The organism is Pedobacter sp. SYSU D00535 (genome assembly GCF_017355855.1).
Lineage (GTDB): Bacteria > Bacteroidota > Bacteroidia > Sphingobacteriales > Sphingobacteriaceae > Desertivirga.
The window spans coordinates 111,260-128,647 of the sequence record NZ_JAFEWD010000005.1 but is presented as its reverse complement, the minus strand read 5'-3'; the positions used below and the strand labels follow the sequence as shown (position 1 = coordinate 128,647).

Annotated in this window: 8 protein-coding genes; 2 read left to right on the top strand and 6 right to left on the bottom strand. The window is 44.6% G+C overall.

The window, feature by feature from the left end; genetic code table 11:
* Positions 1-70: 70 nt before the first annotated feature.
* The 5 genes from J4N23_RS12740 to J4N23_RS12720 all read right to left on the bottom strand — a co-directional run bounded on the left by J4N23_RS12740 (position 71) and on the right by J4N23_RS12720 (position 10,705).
* Positions 71-1,447, bottom strand: coding sequence for a glycoside hydrolase family 43 protein (locus J4N23_RS12740; RefSeq protein ID WP_207427821.1), 1,377 nt, complete (start codon positions 1,445-1,447; stop codon positions 71-73).
* Positions 1,448-1,635: 188 nt separating this feature from the next.
* Positions 1,636-3,267: a glycoside hydrolase 43 family protein gene (locus J4N23_RS12735; protein WP_207427820.1), complete on the bottom strand. Its 1,632-nt coding sequence runs from the start codon at positions 3,265-3,267 to the stop codon at positions 1,636-1,638.
* A 71-nt stretch (positions 3,268-3,338) separates the two neighbouring features.
* Positions 3,339-4,631 (bottom strand): glycosyl hydrolase family 8, encoded by a 1,293-nt coding sequence (locus J4N23_RS12730; RefSeq protein ID WP_242689219.1) that lies wholly within the window; start codon positions 4,629-4,631, stop codon positions 3,339-3,341.
* Positions 4,632-4,683: 52 nt separating this feature from the next.
* On the bottom strand, positions 4,684-6,021 hold the full coding sequence (locus J4N23_RS12725; RefSeq protein WP_207427818.1) for a family 43 glycosylhydrolase: 1,338 nt from the start codon (positions 6,019-6,021) through the stop codon (positions 4,684-4,686).
* Between the two features lie 478 nt (positions 6,022-6,499).
* Positions 6,500-10,705: a hybrid sensor histidine kinase/response regulator transcription factor gene (locus J4N23_RS12720; RefSeq protein ID WP_255534822.1), complete on the bottom strand. Its 4,206-nt coding sequence runs from the start codon at positions 10,703-10,705 to the stop codon at positions 6,500-6,502.
* A gap of 2,316 nt (positions 10,706-13,021) precedes the next feature.
* Here J4N23_RS12720 and J4N23_RS12715 point away from each other — a divergent pair.
* Together J4N23_RS12715 and J4N23_RS12710 are read left to right on the top strand one after the other, a co-directional pair.
* Positions 13,022-13,393, top strand: coding sequence for a hypothetical protein (locus J4N23_RS12715; protein WP_207427816.1), 372 nt, complete (start codon positions 13,022-13,024; stop codon positions 13,391-13,393).
* A 138-nt stretch (positions 13,394-13,531) separates the two neighbouring features.
* On the top strand, positions 13,532-14,068 hold the full coding sequence (locus tag J4N23_RS12710; protein WP_207427814.1) for a hypothetical protein: 537 nt from the start codon (positions 13,532-13,534) through the stop codon (positions 14,066-14,068).
* A 565-nt stretch (positions 14,069-14,633) separates the two neighbouring features.
* Here the strand turns inward: J4N23_RS12710 and J4N23_RS12705 are convergent.
* Entirely contained in the window at positions 14,634-17,186 is a 2,553-nt protein-coding gene (locus J4N23_RS12705; protein WP_207427812.1) for a glycosyl hydrolase 115 family protein, read from the bottom strand.
* Between the last annotated feature and the right edge of the window lie 202 nt (positions 17,187-17,388).

Genomic DNA, 17,388 nt, shown 5'->3' with positions numbered 1-17,388 from the left:
CGTTGGCACAGCCCGACTTTCTTTTGCTCTGAATGGAGTGTGAGCATGTTATGTCCATCGCCGAACCTGACTATTTGGAAAACATCCAGTAATCAAAATACATGATCCTTCCCGGTCTTTCTCCCTTGAAAATGAAGTACAGGTCGTGGACACCTGTCACTCTCTGAATATTAGTCGTTTCCAAAGCCCACCGATCATCTCCTCCTGTTAAAGGCACTTTAAAGGTTGTCAGAAGAGGTCCCTCTCTACTATCTATGCGTACTTCCATGCTTACACCAGAGTGATGGGTAGTTCCAATCCTAACGGTAAGTTTGGCGGCTCCTTGTTCACGAAAATCGACATCTCTTACCTTCAGGTAACTGCCGTTTTTCAGTGCGTTAACAAATACTCCCACTTCACTGCCCTGCGAAGCTTTTACGCCCTCTGAATAGGCGATGGTCTCCGCTTCGGTTTTTTTATAGGGATTGAGCGGTTCAAGTCCTTTCTCGATTCCCCCGGTCATTTTCATGGGCTTTATAGTACCGACTTTATTAAACTCAGCTTTCTCTACTGCAACCGAGCGGGTAAAGCCACCCCCTCCCGGTAAGGCCCCGTTGTGATAAAAGAAATAGGTCTTTCCGCGGTAGTCTACCAAGCCAGGATGATTGGTGAAGGCTCCCGGTTCTGTAGCCATGAGTGTGCCTCTGTTTTCCCAGGGACCGGTAGGGCTCTTACTTGTAGAGTAGCCGATGTGCTCCGGAAGAGGACCGCCGGCCCAGAGCAGGTAGTACATATTTTTACGTTTATACAGCCATGGACCCTCTTCATAAGCCGTAGGACGTTCGGGCACATCACCTGCTCGCTTACCAAAAGAAGCTTCGCTCATCGGTACCTTTACAATTTCTCCCGAGTATGAGATCATGTCCTCATTGAGCTTTACATAGTAGCAATAGGGATTCCCCCAGTACAGGTAAGCCTGGCCATCGTCGTCAATAAACACGGTAGGGTCGATGTCGCCCTTGCCCGATCGAACCAAAGGTTTTCCCAAGGGATCAATGAAAGGACCATAGGGGCTATCTGATACAGCCACTCCGATGGCAGGACCATTGGTTGCCTTAGCTGTTATTGGTGCATAGAGGTAAAACTTTCCGTCCCGCTCTACCACTTGTATCGCCCAGGCATCCCCTTTTGCCCAGTCGAATATTTTATAAGACGCGACCGCACCATGATCTGTCCAGTTCACCATATCGCTGGTGGTATACAGCTTCCAGTCATTCATCACAAACCAGGTCGACTGATCTTCATCGTGACTGGTGTATAGGTATAATTTATCCTTGTAAACCATTGGAGCAGGGTCTGCGGTATACGCAGTTTGCACAATGGGATTCTGGGCGTAGGCCGCTTGTAAAAAAAAGCAAATTATAAGGGCTTGCACCCAAAAAATTCGTTTAAGTTCTTTTGTCTTCATTTCTGGATGTCTGTCGGATAAAGTTAGTCCTGCATCTTATGCAGCTATCGCTTTTTGATACAATAAGAAATATAATCAAGTACATCAGAATTGCTGTCGTGACTGTTGAAGCTAATAATGGAAGCAACACTGACCTCTGGAATATTAAAACTACCTCGTGGATCGGCGTGAATAAGCATGGCAGGATATCAAGCCTTTCTCTCATATTTAAAAAAATCTACATCTATATAGCCACCCAAATGCTTTGTAGCATAATTAGAGATGGCAAACCTGGTACCCATAAAAAGCTTCATATAGTCGAAGCGCATTTTAAACTCACCACCTATAGATTTCCAGTTAATGTTGTCTGAGCTGTAGTGAAACGTGGCGAGATCCTTATTCAAGTTAAAATCGGCGTCGATACGCAGGTAAATAAAGTCTGAAGTCAACTCGATACGGTCTTTCTCCTCCGCTGCAACGGCCTTAATTGCCTTTGTCCGGTTGTCGAGGTCTACGACGTTAGTAGACATTACCAGGTATTTTTTGTCCCCATCCCTGATAATTGAAAGGAGACCTGCGTGCCCGTTAAACGCGCTAAAACCAGCGACATCGCCATCTTTCATCTTTGAAATGTCAATAGCTACCGTACCACTGCACTGCGGGCCTTCCATTCGTTGTGTAATGGTGTTGGGAGCAGCGTACAAATTGTCGACTACCCTGCTAGTTCTAAGGCGTAAGAAGCCGGGACGCTCGGTGAGACTCCAGGCATCAGTGACCGGATTATGGTTCCACTGCCAGGTAATGTTCAGTTTGTTACTCGAAAACTCGTCGCCCTCGACAATTCGTCTTCCGGGGTCAAAAGTTTTCAGTGGAATTCGACCGTTCAACGGCACCTTCCCATTTTTATCCCCCAGCATTGGCCAGGCATCTACCCAGCGGCAGGGCATTAGAAGAGGTACCCGGCCAACACCGCCACGATCCTGGAACACTAACCCATACCAGTTTCCTTTCTCATCATCGATAATGGTGCCCTGGCCCACATACGGAAAGCCAGCAAAATCATCTTCCAGAATTACCTTTTTTTCATAAGGGCCTGTGATCTTATCTGCGCGATAACAAACTTGTCGTCTTTTGCCGTTCTTTGGCCAGGAGATCATCAGCAAATAGTACCTTCCGTTATATTTAGTGACCTGACTCCCTTCCAACAAACCCGTTTCTTCGTTATCTCTTTCAAAGATCTTGATATCAACACCGCCTGGCTTTACATCGGAAAGATCGCTTTTCAACTCTCGCAGCGAACCCGTTCCCGAAAACACAAACACCCTCCCGTCCTCCTCGAAAAAGAGGGATGCATCATGAAAGTGCGGCGTTCTCGACACAAGCTCCCATTTCCCGGAAGGATCAGAAGTGGAATAAATGTATGCCCGGTAGGGTGCATCGTTCGGAGAAAACAATACGTAATATTTGCCCTTGTAATAACGAATAGAGGACGCCCACTGCCCCCGGCCGTAAACTGTGCCGTCGATCAAATCATATTTAGGAGTATCTTCCAGCCGATCAAATACATAGCTCGCAACTTCCCAGTGTACCAAATCCCTTGACTTCATAACGGGAGCACCGGGCATCAGGTGCATGGTAGTGCTGATCAGATAGTAGTCGCTACCCACCCGGGTAACAGAAAGATCAGGAACGTCGGCCCACATGATGGGGTTCGTATAAGCAGTCGTGGCCTTAACATTTGCCTCCCTGGTTGTATCGTGCGTCCGGTGGGTATTAATTTTTTTTGAGGTATTACACGCGGAGAACATTACAATTGCTGCAAGTACAACTATTCTCTTCATTGGATTAATTTTTAATGCTAACGCCCTCTTCGTGATCAGAGCTACAGCTTATGAGCACCCCCCTTCAATATTTACTTAAATCCCGGCGTTATGATCTGATACTTCCCACTCAAATGCATCAGACTGAACAAATACAATAAGCCATCATAATAGGGGTCGAAGTAGCCGTCTTCGTAGGGCTCAAGCTTCGCCTTCCAGAGCGCATGTACAAAGTCGAGGGTTTTACGGTCCCTGTTCATGAAAGAAGCGGTAGCAGCTGTGGATACCAGACCGATCGAATGCCTTAACTTCTTTACCGGACCAGCCTGAAGGATAAAGTCGGGCCGGGTGCCGTCCAGGTTAAACTGGTCTTCGAACGTATCAATTCCCTTAGAACGAAGGAAGCCCTGAAAACGGCGGGCGTAATCTTCCTGCCAGCTCTTGTCCTTCCCAAACCATACGTAGTCCATGGAGATGTTAAAGGGCACACGCCAGGAATCGTAACGAAAAGCGACGGGTGCCCAACGGGTATCACGGGGAGCGCCGCTGAATTCAGAATAGTCGGGATTAAGCCCCGTTACCGGATGACAAGCCCGGTGCAAGAAAGCCCTGGCAGTGTCAGCACAGTCACGGTAAAACTGTTCGTGTCCGTCCTTCGCATACAATGCCCAGATTTCAAAAAAAGCAGGCAAATGGTAGGATGGATCCGTCCACTTATAGTTGTCGCCTTCGGGCACGAAGGTAATCTGCTTATGCTCGGTATTAATAAGGTGGTAGATATTTCCGGTCCCATCTTTCTTCCACATCTCGTCCAATATTCCCCTGGCTTCTTTATAGTAGTCGATGCCTGTATCATTACCCCAGCGATTCGCGGCGAACAATAAACTGGTAACATAATATAACTCTCCATCTGAGGCCGAACCTTCAGAATTTTTCTTCATGGTTTTCGGATTGATGCTCCAGGCAAAATAGCCCTTCCTCGGCCCCTCCTGGTGCTGGAGATATTTTTTGGACCAACGCCAGATGCGATCGAAGACCTCCTTCTTGTTCAGTTGAACCGCTGCCATCATCCCATAAGACAACCCTTCGGTTCTCGCGTCCTTATTTTTAAGGTCGGATACGTAGGCCATCGAATCTCCCACTTCGAAATACACACGGTTTGGCCCTTCAAACACATCGTAATATGCACGGGCTACTTTCGCGTCTATAGCTGCCTGGCTGTATCCCGCTTGAAGAAATAAATTGGGGTAAACGCCTGTTTCAAAGGCGGCTTTGGCTGCCCGGCTGTTTGTAGTTTTATTTTGGCTGAATACTACCGGACGCATTCCTGTAAGAGCAAGCATGACCACCGCTGCTGAAAAAGTATAGATCATTTTAGGCTTCATCTGATTGATTTTTCTGTGTAAACATATTTAGTAAGCGCGCCCTGTTTTCCACTTACTTAAAAGCGATCCAGTCTACCTCAGCAACCCCTGCCCCCTTTTGTGTAATGTACAAATGCTGAATTCCTGTCGGAGCTCCGGAAAGCTTCGCTGTAATTGGTGTCCATGTCCGGGATGCCGGGACTGTTAGCTCCGCCAGGACCGGCCCGGCGGGAGAGTTTGACCGGATCTGCAATGTTCCTCCTTCGTCAGAAGTTACCATTAGCGCCACTGATTTAGCTTTTATCTTTCCGAAATCGACATTATTGTATTGCAGCCAGGCATCAGGAGAACTGAACTTCGCTTTCCATCCTTGAAAGCGGTCGGCAGTATCGACAAAACTTAGGGATACACCCTCATTACTTATCCCGCTATAGCGGTCTATTTGTATTTTTCCGAAGGCAGAGGTAAGCCCTACGCCTCTCAGTGTTGGAATTACCTTTCTGATAGTCCCGTCTTCATTAAACGATAAGCTGTCTGCCCGTATGGACCGGTTCTTATCGAAATCAGGAGAGAGATCATTGTGGTGGTAAAACAGATACCACTGGTTTTTAAAATTGATCACCGAGTGGTGGTTCGTCCAGCAACCGGTAGGCGACTCGTCCATAATCACCCCAGCATATTTGAAGGGCCCCAGCGGGTTATCGCCGATAGCGTATTCCAGTCGCTCGATTTTATTCTCCACATGTGGGTAGGTCATGTAATAGATGCCCTTACGTTCAAATACGTAGGGGCCTTCCTTTAGTCCTTTGGTAGGAAGTTCGCCGAGGATAAAAGGTTCCGAGGCCAGTTCAAGCATATTTTCTTTCAGCCGGGCTCCGTAAATATGTTCCTGCGACCAGTATAAATAAGCCTGCCCGTCCTTGTCGATAAACACATTCGGATCTATTCCTTTTACGTTCGCGATAGGTTCAGACTGAGGAACAAAAGGCCCTGTGGGCTTATCCGCTACAGCGACCCCAATGGTGAAGCCCTTTACTTTAGTTGTGTCTTTCGAAGTGCTTGGAAAGTAGAAGTAATACTTGCCGTTACGGTAAACACAGTCCGGAGCCCACATGCTATAGCTGTCTGGTTTTACCCAGGGAACCTTATTCTGGGTAATAATCACTCCGTGATCGGTCCAGTCTGTTAAGTTGGTAGAAGAGAACACACGATAATCTTCCATCACGAACCAGTTCGCCCTACCCTTTCCGGGAGCGGGCGGGATATCATGGGAAGGATATACATATACCCGGTCACCAAAAACCCGGGCGGAAGGATCTGCAGTAAACTGATCTGTAATAAATGGATTCTGGGCGAAGAGCTTACCGGCATACATTGCCAAAAGAAAACAGCACAACGTTGCCTTTCTCATATCGGATTTAAACAAAAGTTAATCAATTTTAAAAGTGTCACCACAAAGCCTTAGAGTATTCCTTGGTGTTTATTTTGGTTTATATCTTTTGGCGTTGGTTAAAATCAGTCTTCCCATACTGAATCCTAATCGTTAGCCTGAATAGAACAGCCCTGGTGGAAAGACTAGCCGTAAAAGTATAGGAGCAGCCAGGTTTAGGCTGCTCCTATTGTTAAAAAATCTGATATAAATGTTCAAATGCAGCAAATCATCTACTCAACATTCCCAGTGCGTTTCCTGGGATTGACAGCTAATGTTGTTTACTGTAAGTTGCAGGTGGGAAAGGGGTCGGGTCAAAACGATCGCCGTTGAAAAGGAGGCGTTTTGCTGTAAACGTCGGCACGACTTCTAAGATAACATGCGGGAAAAAGATAGCCGGGAATGCCCTGTCTATCTTAACCAGTACTTCCCGCCTATCCTTAAGTTTCAAAAAAAGCTGCTACGATTTGGCTTCCTTCAGCCGGCTTTCAGTTACCTTTCTTTTCAGGGCGATGTATTCGGAAGGCTGCATGTTGAATTTAGCCTTGAAGGATTTAGCGAAATAATTTGGAGTCGCAAAGCCCGCCATGTAAGCAATTTGGGCTACGTTCAGGTCGCTCTTCTCGAGCAACACCGCAGCCTTATCCAGCTTAACAGAACGGATGTATTCAACGGGCGACTGGCCAGTCAGTTCCAGTATCTTGTGATACAAAGATCCTCTGCTCATCCCAACGTGACGGCTTAAATCCTCGACCGATAGCTTTGGGTTGTTTATATTCTCTTCAATATACAATACCACTTTGTTCAGCAATTTGTCGCCATGCGATTCTATCACCATCTCCGGCGATTGGACTTTTATTTGTTTTGTATATGTATTTTTCAAGGTCGAATTCAGCACCAGCAAGTTCCTAATCTTGGCATTTAGAATTTCGAAGTTGAAAGGCTTGCTCATGTAATCATTTGCCCCGGTTTCGAGGCCTTTGATCTGCTCCTCCTCGCCCGTTAAGGCTGTCAGCAAGATGATCGGAATATGACTGGTACGCTTATCTGATTTTACCTTCCGGCAGAACTCAATTCCATCCATTACCGGCATGTTCACATCACTCACTATAATTTGGGGATGATTTGACAAGGCCTTCTGCCAGCCTTCCTTCCCGTTAGTCGCTTCATAAACCCTGTAAAAATTCTTCAGATTATCTTTCAGATAAAACCTGAAATCATCATTGTCCTCTACGAGTAAAATGGAAGGAACCTCCGCTCCGCCAATGGATTCTTGTGCATCTCGTCCTGCTATTCGTTCAGGTTCTTCATCATCCCCTGAAAAATGGTCAGCTGCGGCTCTCATGGAGATCTCCGCACTGACTGCTTCGGCAAATTCAATAGGAGATAAAGGAAGTTGAATAATAAAACTACTGCCCTTCTCGAGCTCACTTTCTACCCGGATTGTCCCCCCATGCATCTTTACAAACTCGCGGGTAATCGACAGACCGATGCCACTGCCCTGGTTTAAGATTGACGCTGTCGTGTCGTTCTGGAAGAACCGTTCAAAGATCTGTTTCTGCTTATCAAAGGGAATTCCAATTCCTGTATCTGTTACCTTAATGATCAGTGATGGACCTGCGTCCTCACCTGCTTCCGGCGCTTTCCCGAGCTCTACCTTTATGGTACCTCCTCCGGGAGTGAACTTGAACGCATTTGATAGTAAGTTGAACAAAATGCGTTCTATTTTGTCATGGTCGAAAGAAGTGAAATACTTTTCGATGTCACTCTCGAAGATCAGATGGATGTTTTTACGTTCGCTCAAGTCTCTGAAAGAATCGGATACCTCCCTTACGAAAGACACAAATTCACCCTCCGTTCGGTTTAACCTCAATTCGTGCTCTTCCATCTTCCTGAAGTCGAGCAACTGGTTCACCAGGTTCAACAGTCTTCGGGCATTTCTCTTTATCATAAAGAGCTGCCCCTTCCCCGTCTCGATCTTTCTATCGGACAGAAGCGTATCTACCGGTCCCATGATCAATGAGATGGGCGTGCGGAATTCGTGGCTAAGATTCGTAAGGAACTTAATTTTCAGCATATCCAATTCGTGCAGTCGCTCGGCTTCCTTACGTTCCTGCTCCAGCAACTGCTTCGCCTGAATTCTTTCCTGCTCCTGCTTAAACTTCCTCTTCAGTTTTTGAATACCTCTGTATCGTATATAGAACAATATCCCTGCGAACGCCAGAACATAAAAGATATAGGCATAGATTGTTAGCCAGAAAGGCGGCTTAACATGGATCCTTATCGCAGTGATCTTTCCGTAGGCCGTTCCATCTGCATTGCGTACCCTCACTTTAAATACATATTCTCCCGGATCGATATTGGTATACGAAGCTGTCCTGGTGGTTCCCACTTCGTTCCATGATTTGTCAAAACCTACCAGTTTGTACGAATACCGGTACTGCTGCGGGATGGTATAGCTCAGGGCAACAAATTCGAGGGAAAAATTCTGCTTATAGTCCAGGTAAAGATCTTTAGCTATGGAAATATGTTCTCGCAAGGCCGAGTCTTCTCCCGGAGCAATGCTCTTGTTATCTACTTTCAGTTCCCTGACAAGAACAGGCGGAATCTCTTTATTAATTTTAATGTTTTCCGGAAAGAAATAATTGAAGCCTTCCAGGCCACCAAAATAGAGTTCACCGCTGGACAGACGGATCCCGGAGCCATGACTAAAGTTACTGTTTAAAACGCCGTTGTATTTATCATAATTCCGGAACTTCTTTGTACGGCGATCAAAGCTGCTTATTCCTGCATTGGTACTGAGCCACAAAAGCCCCTGGTCATCTTCCAGAATTTTATATACTACGGCATTGGCCAGTCCCTCTTCTTCTGAAAATGAGATGAAACGTTTCGTTTTTTTGTCGAATAGATTTAGTCCTCCGCCAAGGGTACCCACCCATATATCATTATTTCTGTCGTTAAATATTGATAGCACTACGTTACCGGCCAGTTGACTGTTGCCACTGAAATAATGATTTACAGCATAAGTGACCGGATTGAACACCGTTAAGCCCGAGCCATGTGTTCCTATCCATATATTACCGTTTTTATCTTCTTGGATGGTCCGGATATAGGGGTTTATCCGAAAGTTAACAGGCTCTGCAAAAGGAGATCCCTCGTGATAATTACGAAAGCGTTGTGATTTTGGATCATAGACATTCACGCCGCCTCCGTTGGTTCCGATCCAGATATTTCCCTTTGAATCTTCTTCTAAACAAAAAATATTATTATTGGTAAGCGAACCACGTTGGGCTCCCTCAAGAAATTGCTGATGCTTACCTGTGGACGGGTTCAACAAAAACAAGCCCTCGTTGTACGTACCAATCCACAGACGCTCATCTCTGCTCATTTTTAGGGACAAAATGCTCAGATCTTTAGCAGGATTTCGTTGGGTTTGCAGGGTATAGTGACTAAAGAGCCCACTTCGTCTGTTAAACAGGTTTAACCCGCCCCCGTCAGTCCCGACGAAAACGTTTCCATTTGCAGCTTCTGCAAATGACGTAACCACCGGGGCTGAAAGGCCTTTTTCATCAAAGGGATTGCTGCGTTTAAGACTGAATAAGCTGAGCTTTTCATTGTACTTACTAATCCCCCCTTTGAATGTGCCCAGCCAGTAAACGCCCTGCTTGTCGATATAGACACTGCGAATTGCTTTGGCGCTTAAGCTGTGAATATCCCTGGGATTTGGCTTGTAAACAGAGATCTTGCCGGCCTTGGTATCGAAAACATTCAGTCCCTCTTCTGTCCCCAGCCATAGTTTGCCAGTTCTATCCGAAGCCACTACGTACACCTGGTTACTGCTTAAGCTATTCGCATCACCCGGAATGTCGCGAAAGTTCCGGAAACTTTTTCCATCGGGAAGTAACATACTCAGGCCTTGTTCAGTGGCAACCCAGAGCGTTCCTCCGGGATCCTCGGCTATACTATTCACCCGGTTACCCACCAGACTAGCGGGCTGTACGGGGGAATGCCGGTACTGAAAAAAAGAGTTCGTTTTTCTGTTATACAAAAATAAGCCGTCGTCCGAGCCTATCCACATCCTGCGTTTGCTATCCTCAAAGATTGAACTCACGTTCCTGGATGTTAGCCTGCCCCGACCCGGACGATCTAACGCAAATTTTGACACTGTCTTCGTTTTTAAATCGATCACACTCACTCCCGCATAGTTTGCTATCCAGACGCGTCCCAGGTAATCGCTGTGAATGGCTCTGATTACGTTGTTATTGGTGTCGAATCCCTTATAAGACTTTATATTTGAGAACTCATCTTTTTTCCTGTCGTAAACAACCAATGACCCGCCATTGGTACCAATCCAAAGATTGCCGAACCGGTCTTCGTGCAGCGAAATTACATTGTTTGCTGGTAAGCTCTTCGGATCTGTGTCACTGTGTTTGTAAACAGTGAAGCTGGTACCGTCGTACTTGTTTAATCCGTCTTCGGTGGCAAACCACATCAAACCGTATCGATCTTTTAAAATCGTATTTACAATATTCGACGACAGCCCATCTTTTGTTGTCAGGGAAGTGAAATCTATTTTTTGCTGTTGCTGCCCAAATGCATAATGGATTGCCCATAATATATATAAGCAACAGCAGAAAGATCGTTTAAATATCAAGACATTTAGCATAATGATTCGTCCGGTTCTTATAAGGTGTAGCCTGTTTTGAGAAAGCAGAGTATACTACTAAAAACTCACATACTAATCAAGACAAATATCCCAGGTTATTGCGTGACAATACCGAAGTTTAAGCCTTGAGATACTTGATTGAAATTGGTTATTAAGGGCGAAAATACATATAAAAGAACCGGACAACAGCAACAAATGTCTAATTTAATGCTTCATAAGTTCAAACGAAACTTGTAAAACAAAGGCACTCGGAAAAACGCCGCAGGATTTCCTGCAATATCATCTCGTTCTACACCTACAAATTAAGAAGCCAGTTTTTTAATATCCTCAATTTCTTATCTATCTGCGCTTTGAACATTTCTGTCCTATTTCTAAGGAAAAAGGCAAGTCTTCCTGCTTGTGCTTCTATACCCTTGGTATATAATACAAGGAGACAATCTATGTGTCTCTTTGAACATCCCTCCCTTAAATTGGTTATACGCCGCCCCCTCGAGGGGCGGTTTCTTTTTATATCAGGAGTGAAGAGATTATATAAAGCCGGGTAATTTGTGGGAACGACCGATGTTGGATGATACCTAATAAAAAAAGTCACTTCCATTTCTTGAAGCGACTTTCTCATTATGAAAAGAAGAGGCGATGACTAGACGCATCTTCCGAAACAAAAGAACAGAAAGAGGATGGAAATCTATTCTACGATTGGTTTAAAGGTGTGTTCAAATGTTCCGAATTCAAAGAAATCAGCGCAATCTATCATCTCGTCTAGCGCAAGCGTCCGCTTGTGCTATTGTATTTTCCCTATGGTTGGTATTATCACCATACCATTTTTTCTATTCATATTCATGCCCTATACCAGACATCACAAATGTTCCATATAACGCGTAAGCAAAGAATCAGAAACGTCTAAAAGGTAATAAGGGGCGGAGGAGTAAAGATACTCCTCAGGCAAGGAACAAAGTCCGGTTAGGGACAGATGCAGGTTAGAGGTATGGTGATAACACCAACCTCAGGTATAACAAGCCCTTCGAAGGAAGACGCAGAGTCCCTTCCTTTGCTATGGCTTCCGCATAGGAGACTCTGCGAGGAAGCAAGTAATATGAGTGCCTGATTAAAAGCGTATTATTCTTTGTTGTAACTACTTTTTCCCGCAGAGTCTCCTTTAGGGACTCTGCGGTTCTACTGCCTTCGTTCAGACTATCGAGCAAGGTGATTTTTTCCCTATGGTTGGTGTTATCACCATACCATTTTTTCTATTCATATTCATGCCCTATACCAGACATCACACATGTTCCATATAACGCGTAAGCAAAGAATCAGAAACGTCTAAAGGTAATAAGGGCGGCGGAGTAAAGACTCCTCAGGCAAGGAACAAAGTCCGATTAGGGACAGATCCAGGTTAGAGGTATGGTGATAACACCAACCTCAGGTATAACAAGCCCTTCGAAGGAAGACGCAGAGTCCCTTCCTTTGCTATGGCTTCCGCATAGGAGACTCTGCGAGGAAGCAAGTAATATGAGTGCCTGATTAAAAGCGTATTATTCTTTGTTGTAACTACTTTTTCCCGCAGAGTCTCCTTTAGGGACTCTGCGGTTCTACTGCCTTCGTTCAGATTATCGAGCAAGGTGATTTTTTCCCTATGGTTGGTGTTATCATCATACCATTTTTTCTATTCATATTCGTGCCCTATACCAGACATCACACATTTTCTGACGATGAACAGACTTCAACTAAGTTTATTACTCAGCTCAGGTATTCGGGGATGAAATAAAAACGCCTGCAAACGGGGAGAATGCAGGCGTTAACTAACCAATTATAACCTGTCTATCAGACGGATTTCTTATTCAAACGTTACACGTCATGTTCAAATATCCTGAATACACTAATTCCCCCTCGTCTAGCGCAAGCGTCCGCTTGTGCTATTTGCCTATGGTTTTACTATTGTATTTTCCCTATGGTTGGTGTTATCACCATACCATTTTTCCTATTCATACTCATGCCCGATACCAGACATCACATGTTCCATATAATGCGTAAGCAAAGAATCAGAAACAATAAGGGGCGGAGGAGTAAAGATACTCCTCAGGCAACGAACAAAGTCAGGCTCTTACTGGGTTATTATGTATGTAAGAAAATAAATTTCACAGGTATGGTGATAACACCAACTTCAGGTATAATAATGATGAAGAAATGTTTGAGCTAGCAATATCCGCAGGATTAACAGATTTCGACCTTGGGGCGAACACATAATCTTAAAAAACGATGTCGCTAAAATATAGCAAACAGGTACTTTTACTTGTAAATATCTGAAATGCCAAAAGCATGCAACATATAAGAAGACGTATCATAATTTCGACCTTTTTGACTTTAAGCAATGCTGTTTTCGGTCAGACAGTTGAAGAAGCATACACAATGCTGAACAGAAAACAAATAGACTCTTCCCTTGCAGCAGCTAAGAATATTATCAAACGCGATAGCTCAATCGCACAAGCTTATGAAATAGCGGGCAGAAGCTTATTTCGTAAATACCGCTTCGTTGAGGCGATTGGATATTTGGAAAAAGTTAACGCTTTCGAGAATGCGCCTTTGTCCTCCAAAGCCTGGACGATGCATGACTTAGGTGTCTCTTACTATTCTTTAGGTAATTATGTAAAAGCAAAAGAAAACTTATTGAAAAGTTTGGAAATCAAATAGTCGAAGGAGGTAGCCTCACACACATTGCTTGGAGTAGGTTTTGACGAGTTATATGATACTTGGACAATAAAAGAATCCTCGCACTTTATTTTTCACTTCCAAGATATTGCATCGGTAGGTGACGTCGCCTCTTATATCATGCAAAAAGAAAAAGCTTTTGATTTAATCAACAACTTTTTCAAAGTGAAGCTTCCGAAGAAAATTGATTATTTCGTCTGGAATGATCTTAAAAAGGGAGAAGTATTACTTAAAACCCCTCTTGCTTTCACTGAGCCTCCTCTTTGTCTTACGCATACAAGCATCGCCAACACTTTAGGGCACGAGATGACGCATTCGATCAGCTACTTCGCGGCTAAGCCAATCAAAAAAAAATATTTAATTTCAGAAGGAGTTTGCGTTTACTTTGATTTAACGAAAAGGGATAAAGTAGCCCAGTTGAAAAACATTAATCATTCTAAATACTCGATAATCGACGTTTGGAAAGGTAAGTTAAGGGTTGGTAATGATATCATCTATCCATTAGGGGGTGAACTAGTTAAAAGACTTATTGAGTCGTTTGGTCGAGAAAAATTCCTTCAGCTTCTTGCAGACCAGTCCTATGAGAACGCAAGAAACCTTTATGGCGAGAAACTCGATGATCTCATCTCCGGACTACAAAAAGACATTAGACGATAAGAAGCACTTGCGATGGCACTAACTATCTCAAAAATGAGCATAACATTATCGTTGAAATTCTTTACGTTAAGCAAGTCTTGTGTTTTATGGCTTTCAAGTCGACATCATCTCAACGTCTTAATAGTTAGGCTCAAAAAACGATCTCCACATCTAGCGCAAGTCTTCAATGTGTTTGCATGAGCATTGGCTGACTTGTGCTGAGTATAGTTACTTTTCTATCTTCGGATCGTAGCGTCACAAGTCTTCAGCGCTCAGGTGCCGACATACAAGACTTGCGCCAGTACGTTTAGGCTAGGGCTACCATTGACTGTGCAAAAAAACGATCATTTTAACGAGAGAAAGCCCTTCTAACCGGAGGCCGCTGTTTCTCTATGGTGGGTGTAATCACACCAACCTTAGGTACAAGATTCTTAGAGGTATGGTGATAACACCAACCTCAGGTGAAAAGAAATAAAAACGCCTGCAAACGGGGAGGATGCAGGCGTTAACTAACCAATTATAACCAGTCTATCAGACGGATTTCTTATTCAAACGTTACATCTTATGTTCAAAAATTCTGATTACCCTAATTCACCTCCCTTTTAGTGGGAGACTCATTCATAAAGAGGTACGATTTTTTATATCCCCCAAAATCGACAACGATCTTCTCGAAGACAATTCCCGGATCCAGCGGACTGAGGGTAAGTAGCTGCGTCCCGTCTGCTGTCACCGGAACATCCAGCTTAACTACTTTCTCCACCACCCGTCTTGCTACCGTAGGGTAAAAAATGGAGTAGCGATTTTCCTTATCTTCATTTAAGTCTGCATTGAAATTGATGATCTGCTCTTTGCCTCCCTTAAAGCCCACTTTATACTTATGGCCGCTTTTATCGAGAAAAGCCAGGGTCGACTTTACCACAATATGAACATTTGCTGAACGCACATCTTTGGGCAGGGTCATCTTATAGGTAAGAGAAGCGTCTTTTACAGGCTTAGCATATGGCATCAATGCAATACCACTTAAGGTACGTCCCATATATGGAATAGTGGTCCACTCGGTATCCGGCGCATTCTTCCGTTCATAAAAGTGCTCCGCCTCTATCGACACATACCCCTTTTCAGGCGAGAATACATACTTACCGCTTACTCCCTCCGGATTGTTGATACGATAAATCGTTGGTAAGATATTTCCCGGGAAGTTGTCATTCCATGAAGTATAACCTATATGTTTCTGATCCATCATATGTTTCCACTTTCCGCCAGACATGACGTTGTTGTAATCATAGGTTAGCAGGGAATCACGTTTAAATGTCTGTTCTACTTTGTCTGCCCAAAAATTGGCTGAAGGATTTTTATCTGCATAGAGTTTGTGGTTCATTGCCTGGGCATAATACATTTCGTAAAGATTGGCCATTGCCTGAACTGGAAATAAGATTACCTGCTTGTATGCATCTCTATACTGCGGTTCAAGCGCCATGTACTGACGTAAGGCTTCGGCTTCAAGCTTAAGATACTCGTCGGATACTTGCTTCCATTCTCCTGTTTCCACGTTATAGGTATTCCTGTCAAGCATTTCGGGGGTTACCCTTCCGGCATACTTGCTGTAAAGATTCAGGATGCGCATGGCTTCGTCAGCCTGAGCCTCGCCAAACTGCTGTGCACAAAACTGACGGGTATGCGTTAGTAAATTTTTCGCAGTGAATTTTGCAGGATCCCAACCCATATCCAGGAACAGCGTGATGGGGTATTCCATTGGCTTCAAATCTCCCACATTCACTATCCATAGCTTATCCACTCCATAGTCGTACGTTAGCTGCATTTGTTCCCACATATTTTGTATCGGGGTTACGTTTAGCCATTTGTAATTACGCGGAGCACCTACATAGTCTACATGGTAATACATTCCCCATCCTCCCTTATGCTTCCGTTCTTTTTCATTCGGCAATTTCCTTACATTTCCCCAGTTGTCGTCGCAAAGCAGCATGATCACATCGTCGGGCACACGCATGCCCGCTTCATAGTAATCCAGCACTTCTTTGTACAGCGCCCATACCTGAGGGGTTTCTTTGGCCGGTTTTTTGGTGACATCCTCGATAATTTTGCGTTGATTTTTAACAATGGTCTCTAAAAGCTCGACGTTACTGTCTTCCGACATGGGTTCGTCTCCATCTCCCCGCATTCCAATCGTAATCAAGTCTTCTGTCCCTTTAACGCGTTCTATGCCTTCGCGGAAAAAATTGTCGAGCACTTTCTGGTTGGTGGCATAGTTCCAGGCTCCGTATTCTTTCCGCTTACGACTCCATTCCTGATGATTCCTGGCCATGGGCTCGTGGTGAGAAGTGCCAATAACTACCCCCATTTCATCCGCCAGCTTGCTGTTCTGAGGATCATCCTGATAAAAGGCCCAAGACCACATGGCCGGCCACAGGTAATTCGCCCTCAGGCGAAGAATCAATTCGAATACATGGCCGTAGAATTTATGGCCGCCGTAGTTGGTTCCGAATGAATTCTTTACCCAGCCAGTTAAGGCCGGAGCTTCGTCGTTGAGGAAAATACCGCGATATTTTACTTTCGGAGATTCCTGTATATACTTTCCTGGCTTAACAACCAATGTTTTATTTGACTGAACCGGCACATCCGCCCACCAGTACCAGGGGGAAACTCCTATTTTTTCAGAGAGGTCATAAATTCCGAAGATGGAACCGCGTTTGTCGCTGCCCGCTATAATCAGATGGTCACCTACTGTTTGTATCAGATACGACTCCCATTGTCCCCGAACCCTGGAAACATCGATCTTTTTATCTCTTATTAACTGATCTATCAGCTTACTTTTACCGATGGTGCCTACAATGATACTTCCTTTGGCAGGGCTTTGGCCGGTTAGCACTGGGGATGCTGTACCAGACACTTTACGGATATCATCACTAAGATCGTTTGCCGCCCGTACGACTCCGGCCCATTCGTTGCCATCTACATAAATTGGAGCGGAATTGCCGTTTTTAGCAATTTCGAATCCTTTGGCCGAAGGCGAGACCTCTACGTACTGTGGCAAGCCAATCAGCTTGGTTGCCACAGGTTGAGCACTGGAATAATTCCATAAGAACAGAACACTTAAAATCAGGGTTAATTTGATTCTCATACTTAATATTACTTAATCTCTTACACTGTCATTTACGGACTTTGCTATCTGAATTAAATCGGACGAACAGCCAGATGTATACACTTTCAGCCCGTCGGGAGCTATAGCCGGACAATCATTGCTTGGTTTAATTGGAAGTCTGGATACGTCGTAAACGAAGACAGGGTATCTACCATTTCTATTAGGTGCAAAACTATGCCGG